7 protein-coding genes are annotated in these 5,871 nt (G+C 33.6%); 2 read left to right on the top strand and 5 right to left on the bottom strand.

What is annotated here, in order from left to right; translation table 11 throughout:
- Positions 1-59: 59 nt before the first annotated feature.
- Together AC1DTM_RS16745 and AC1DTM_RS16740 are read right to left on the bottom strand one after the other, a co-directional pair.
- Positions 60-512, bottom strand: a complete 453-nt coding sequence (locus AC1DTM_RS16745; protein WP_016105839.1) for a peptidoglycan recognition protein family protein — start codon at positions 510-512, stop codon at positions 60-62.
- 15 nt (positions 513-527) lie between these two features.
- A complete protein-coding gene (locus AC1DTM_RS16740) occupies positions 528-1,331 on the bottom strand; it encodes a PP2C family serine/threonine-protein phosphatase (protein WP_016105840.1) in 804 nt (267 codons plus the stop codon).
- Between the two features lie 143 nt (positions 1,332-1,474).
- Here AC1DTM_RS16740 and AC1DTM_RS16735 point away from each other — a divergent pair, with 143 nt between their 5' ends.
- Positions 1,475-2,284, top strand: coding sequence for a YitT family protein (locus tag AC1DTM_RS16735; protein WP_002146290.1), 810 nt, complete (start codon positions 1,475-1,477; stop codon positions 2,282-2,284).
- A gap of 20 nt (positions 2,285-2,304) precedes the next feature.
- On the opposite strand, the gene AC1DTM_RS16730 is transcribed toward AC1DTM_RS16735, so the two are convergent.
- Positions 2,305-2,676 carry a VOC family protein gene (locus AC1DTM_RS16730; RefSeq protein ID WP_002146289.1) on the bottom strand — a complete coding sequence of 124 codons (372 nt, stop codon included), beginning with the start codon at positions 2,674-2,676 and terminating at the stop codon, positions 2,305-2,307.
- A gap of 236 nt (positions 2,677-2,912) precedes the next feature.
- On the opposite strand from AC1DTM_RS16730, the gene AC1DTM_RS16725 reads away from it, so the two are divergent.
- Positions 2,913-4,445 (top strand): BA3702 family sensor histidine kinase, encoded by a 1,533-nt coding sequence (locus tag AC1DTM_RS16725; RefSeq protein ID WP_016105841.1) that lies wholly within the window; start codon positions 2,913-2,915, stop codon positions 4,443-4,445.
- A gap of 135 nt (positions 4,446-4,580) precedes the next feature.
- On the opposite strand, the gene AC1DTM_RS16720 is transcribed toward AC1DTM_RS16725, so the two are convergent.
- Positions 4,581-5,375 (bottom strand): phosphotransferase, encoded by a 795-nt coding sequence (locus AC1DTM_RS16720; protein ID WP_016105842.1) that lies wholly within the window; start codon positions 5,373-5,375, stop codon positions 4,581-4,583.
- Between the two features lie 172 nt (positions 5,376-5,547).
- A partial coding sequence (locus AC1DTM_RS16715; protein ID WP_477000518.1) for an alpha/beta hydrolase occupies positions 5,548-5,871 on the bottom strand: 324 nt, incomplete at its 5' end.

Here is a 5,871-nt window from a genome sequence, read left to right as displayed (position 1 = left end):
CTCTTCTTTTTTATCATTCGTTATTTTTATGTTCATCATCATTCGTTACTCCTCTATATTTAAGATAATACTTTTCTTAACTCTACCATAGAAAAGCGATTTCCCGGACAAGTTTTTGTAACCCCTTCTAACTCCCTATGGCCGAGTATATTTCCTTTCTCTATGGCAAACTGCTTCATAAACATTTTACATAAAGAATATAATGAATTCATTTGTGCAGTATTTGGATCATATTTATCAAAATTTCCCGTCATACATATTCCAATTGTGTCACTATTATTATCTTTCGCATGTGCTCCAATATGTAAACCTCGCCCTTCGACTACAGTTCCATCTTCTTCAATAAAATAATTGTAACCAATCCCGCTCCATCCTCTTACCTTTTGATGAAATTCGTGGGTTTTATACACATCCCATCCATCTTCTGACGTATGGTGGATAATCAATTTATTTACTTTTTCTAAAGGAATTAACTCATTTTGAAATGTTAAATTTGCACATTTAATTTCCATATGAACATCCTCCTCTTACAAATCGATCATAATAACTGTTTTATCATCTGGTCTTATTCTATTTTCTCCTTCTAGCCTTTCAATGATTGCTACATATTCTTTTATACTATTCTTTCTTATATATACTACAGTTTGTTCTAACGACCACTCTGGGTGAAACAATCCGTCTGAACAAATAAAAATCCCACTTACTTCAGCTAGCTGTAATTCACCATATTGTAAATAATCCATAGCTTCTTTCATCCCATTTGCAACTGAGTAGCCGTTTGGCATATTTGCAAGATAGCGATTGTATTTTAACTGCTCCCGAACATCTTGAAAAACGTTTTCTTCCGGGACTGGTAAACCTTTTTTACGATCCTCTTCTCTCTTCTTTTTTGCACGTTTACTAATTCCTTGAACCGTATCTTTCGTTAATACTCTCATCGCTCCATCCTGAAGTATTGCAACGATCATACAATCACCTAACTGTGCATATTCAAGTTTCTCGCCTTCTATTTGAACTGCTGCAATACATGTACACCATAGATGGTCTTTTTTTCTCGTATCAACCTTGTACTCTAGCATCTTGTTTTGCAATAATTCATTCGCCTTTGCAACTTCACCTTGTAAACTATTAATCTCCCGTAACGAAGTAAAATGACTTGCAAATAAATGCGAAGCGATGTATGCTCCATTATGTCCTTCTTCATCACAAAATGGAACGAGCGGTGTTGCTCCATCACATATACCGTACATCATGTTATGTTCATTACAAAAAAATGAATCCTCACATTCTTGTTTTAAAGGACTTTTCTGTTGATACGTCGTTATCTTCATATCTGTATCCCCTTTCAAATAATCAAATACTCAAACTGTTTAGATTAATCTAATTTTCCGAAATAAACTGTTTTCACCTAAAACTTTCAATTTCATATATAATCTTGAAATAATATGATTATTTAGTGAAGGACGGGAAAAAGATGGTCAGATTTCTTGGTGTTATTTTTGGTTCTATTATTATTGCGATTGCCTTTAATCTTTTCCTTATCCCCCATAAAATTTTAAGTAGTGGAATTGGCGGAATTGCTATTATTTTAGGAATTGCAACCCCTGTGAACACAGGCATTATTAACTTTGTATTGAACTTACCTATCCTTATTTTAGGATACATAGGTCTTGGAAAAAAAGTAATTTTTAACACAGTTGTCTCTGTAATTGTATTATCTGTTGCACTATATTATATTCCTGTAAAAGTCGTAGCAACAGATCCACTTTTATCATCTGTATTTGGCGGTGTCATCGCCGGAGCTGGTATTGGTCTTGTCTTTAACTGCCATGGTTCAACTGGTGGATTTGATATTATCGGTATGTTGTTATCTCGCAAGCGAGATATTAAACTTGGTGGATTCCTTATTGCATTAAATACTGTTGTTGTTGTCATTGCGGGATTTTTCTTCACTTGGGATGTTGCCCTTACAAGCTTACTTTCAATTTATGTAACTGGTAAAGTAATTGATGCCGTTCATACAAAACATCGTAAAGTTACACTTATGATTGTAACAAATCAAGCGGAAGAAATGAAAAAAAAGCTTCTTTCAACTGTAGTACGCGGAATTACGTTACTTGATGGTGAAGGTGCTTATTCAAACGAAAAAAAACGTGTACTCATGACAGTCGTTTCGCGTGAAGAGTTAGCAAGTATGAAACTAACGATTTCCGAAATTGATCCTCATGCATTCGTTAATATTACAGAAACTGTTGAAGTGTTAGGATTGTTTAGAAAAGCATAAAAAACTAGGTGGACCTTAACCTAGTTTTTATTTTGCATAAATTCAATTCGATTTCCAAACGGATCTGATACGTAAAATCTAATCACGTCTGGTCGTGCATTATCATCTATTACTTCAACACCTTGCTTTATTAACTCTTGTTTAAATTCATCAATTTTCAAAACATAAAAAGCTGGATGCGCTTTTTTAGCTGGATTAAAGTTTTGCTCAACTCCGATATGAATCTCTTGATTTCCACACTTAAACCAACACCCACCACGCTTCTTTAATTCCTCCGGCTTTGGAATTTCCTCCATTCCAATTTTATTACCATAAAATTCTCGCGCTTCTTCTTCACATCCTACGGGCGCAGCTACTTGTACATGATCAATTCCTTGAATATAATTTTTCATATTACTTCCCCCTCTTCTATTCTAATCGTATAACGAAAACACATTCATGTAACTTACAGAAAATTAATTAAGCAATATAAGATTCTCTTATTACTACCTTTTATACCTTCCACTAATAATAAAAAAAGAAAATTTATTCTGTAATTTCCATTTTTTATAGAAATAAACGTCACACCTATATTATAGTTATTAATAGATCCATCTTTTTTAGATGCTAATTGTACGGAGGAAATATTATGAGTCGTAAAAAATATTCATCTACTCAAAAAAAGCGTCATCCGAACGTATCTGGACGCCTGCGAAACCATATACAAAATCGTTCTTTAGCAGAAATGTACGCATCTCTTTTCGAACATAACCCTGATAGTATTATTTCATTGAATTTAGAAGGAGTTATTTTACATATTAATCCCTCTGCTGAAAGAATATTAGGTTATACTTCTAACGAATTAGAGCGAAAAACAATCACTTCTATTTTAGAAGCACATATTTCTGATCAAGTACTACAATACATAAAAAATACTGCAGCTGACAATCAAAAAGAGTATATCGTCTCTATTTATCATAAAGACGGATATTTACTAGATGTCGTAACAAAATTAGTTCCTATTTTTGTTAAAAATCGTTTAACAGGTGTATACGCCATTATGAAACCCCTTGAAAAATCAGAAAGAATTGAGAAAGTATTACAAGAGAGTGAGAAACGATTACGCACATTAATGAATTCAATGCCTGCATTTGTTATTTTTAAGGATCATGAAGGACGCTGGCTTGAAGCAAATGACTATGCGCTTTCTTGTTTCAATTTCCATAACGTACCTTATCATGGAAAAAGAGATAATGAACTCATTCAATATAACGAAGCGTACCGCGAATCTTTTTTGCATTGTGAAGAAGTCGATGAACTAACATGGCAAAAGGGACAAATTCTTCACGGAGAGGAATTTATTATACATAGAGATGATTTCGACCTAGTTTTAAGTATTTCAAAGGTCCCACTCTTCCATCCTGATGGCTCACGCAAAGGTCTTATAGTGATGGGAAGGGACGTTACCGAACTAAAAGAAACTGAAAAGTTATTACGAAAATCCGAAAAGCTTGCAGTAGTAGGACAACTGACAGCTGGAATTGCCCATGAAATTAGAAACCCGCTCACTTCATTAAAAGGATTTTTAACATTATTACATCCAGAAATAAATGAGGAAAATAAATGGTATGTGGACGTTATGTTGAGTGAGATTTCACAAATGGAATCTATAACAAGCCAATTTATGGCGATGTCTAAACCACAAGTGTTATCTATTCATACATGCAACGTACAAACATTAATTGAAGAAGTTGTAACTTTTATTTTACCAACAGCAATTATGCATAGCGTTCATATCATCATGGACCATTTCGATTATATTTCTGACATTCAATGTGACAGTAATCAATTAAAACAAGTTTTTATTAACATAGTAAAAAATGCGATTGAGGCTATGCCTGATGGTGGTAACATATTCATTCAAACAACTTCGTTAGAAAATGATTTTGTTTCAATACGCATTATCGATGAAGGTTGTGGGATTCCTGAAGAGCGTATGGCTCGTCTTGGCGAACCTTTTTATAGCTTGAAAGAAAAAGGAACTGGCCTTGGCTTAATGATGTGCTATAAAATCATTCAAGAGCATCACGGGAAATTATTCATTTCAAGTGAATTAAACATAGGAACAACTGTCGATATCCAATTACCAGTTGCTACAGCTCAGCCTGTAACAAACTCTTAACTATGGTACATGAATATAGTAAAAGATATCTGTTATAAGTAGTTCAGTTATTGTGGAAAACATCTACACTAATACGCTAAAAAGCTCAAAGTCCCTATATGACTCTGAGCTTTTTAGCGTATAAAACGCATTTCATTACATCCATTCTCTTCCATGTTCACGAATAAATTTAATATCCTTTTCGTAATGTTCAAGGTGTCCTTCATCTATCATCTTTTGGAAGTTCATATCGCCTTCTTTTGCTTTTCTTTTCATGTATTTACATAATCCTTCTAATCGTAGAAGTACCATCTCCAAATAATCCTCGTCCATACCCTCACCTTTATAGGACTCAAAAAACAATTTAATCCTTTGCTTTATACGTTCCACATGCTGTAATGAATTATAATAAACTGCCTTACCTGTTTCCGTATAATAAACTCTACTTAATGGGACACAAGTGTAAAGAGTATAGGCTATGTCCCAAAGTCTTGGTCCAGGACCAGCAACATCAAAATCAATAATACCTACTGGTTTTTCGTTATTAAAAATAATGTTATATATTGCAAAATCATTGTGGCATACAACCTCTATTTTATTTGGAGTATTATCCATTGGTTTCCAATCATCTAATAAAGGAAAATCACTCACAGCATCATGATAAAGACGGAGCATCTTCGCTATTTCTTTTAAAACATCATTAGACCACATGTACTCTTTTAAAGGATAATTACCAGCTTTCCCTTCAATAAATGATAATATCTCTCTATCTTTATCATCAATACCTAAAAACTTTGGTGCATAACTAAAACCTTTATTTTCTAAATGATTTAATAGCTTATGAATTTTGGTACTGCCTTGCTTTAATTCTCGTCGAACTGTATCTTCTGAACGATATACGTTTGAGACATTGCCTCCCGTTAGCATTTCTTCATTTTCGTAGTTTGCCATCTAATAGTTCCCCCCATTATTAGAATAATCGACACTCCTGCTCATTAACAAAACAGGAACCCCTTTACTTTTATTTTAACATAACTTTCCTATTCTCTTTTAACCCCTTAAATTGCAACAAAAAAATCGAGTATAAAATCTTTATGATTTTACACTCGATTTAGTCTACTATTTATGCATGTGAAAACATTTTTTCATACCATTCTGTTGCCTTCTCTACTTCATTCATCGTTAATTGATGTCCTCTATTTTCCCAATGCATTGTTACATTAGCATTTGCATTTTCTAATAGCATCTTCAATTCCTCTGACTCAGAAGGTGAACAAATTGGATCATTTGTTCCAGCAGCAATAAACACTGCTTTCTCTCCTAAATTAGGAAGTTCTATCCCTCTTCTTGGAACCATTGGATGATGAAGAATGGCACCTTTTAATGCATTTTCATAATGGAATAATAAACTCGCTGCAATATTTGCTCCATTTGAATACCCAATAGC

The sequence above is a fragment of the Bacillus sp. P4_D3 genome (assembly GCF_056401855.1).
Note: the sequence above shows the minus strand (reverse complement) of the source record. Positions and strands in the feature narration are given on the sequence as shown.

Coding starts and splice junctions, on each gene's coding strand:
- AC1DTM_RS16735 (WP_002146290.1), top strand. CDS start 1,475: ATGGTCAGATTTCTTGGTGTTATTTTTGGTTCTATTATTATTGCGATT.
- AC1DTM_RS16730 (WP_002146289.1), bottom strand. CDS start 2,676: ATGAAAAATTATATTCAAGGAATTGATCATGTACAAGTAGCTGCGCCC.
- AC1DTM_RS16740 (WP_016105840.1), bottom strand. CDS start 1,331: ATGAAGATAACGACGTATCAACAGAAAAGTCCTTTAAAACAAGAATGT.
- AC1DTM_RS16745 (WP_016105839.1), bottom strand. CDS start 512: ATGGAAATTAAATGTGCAAATTTAACATTTCAAAATGAGTTAATTCCT.
- AC1DTM_RS16725 (WP_016105841.1), top strand. CDS start 2,913: ATGAGTCGTAAAAAATATTCATCTACTCAAAAAAAGCGTCATCCGAAC.
- AC1DTM_RS16720 (WP_016105842.1), bottom strand. CDS start 5,375: ATGGCAAACTACGAAAATGAAGAAATGCTAACGGGAGGCAATGTCTCA.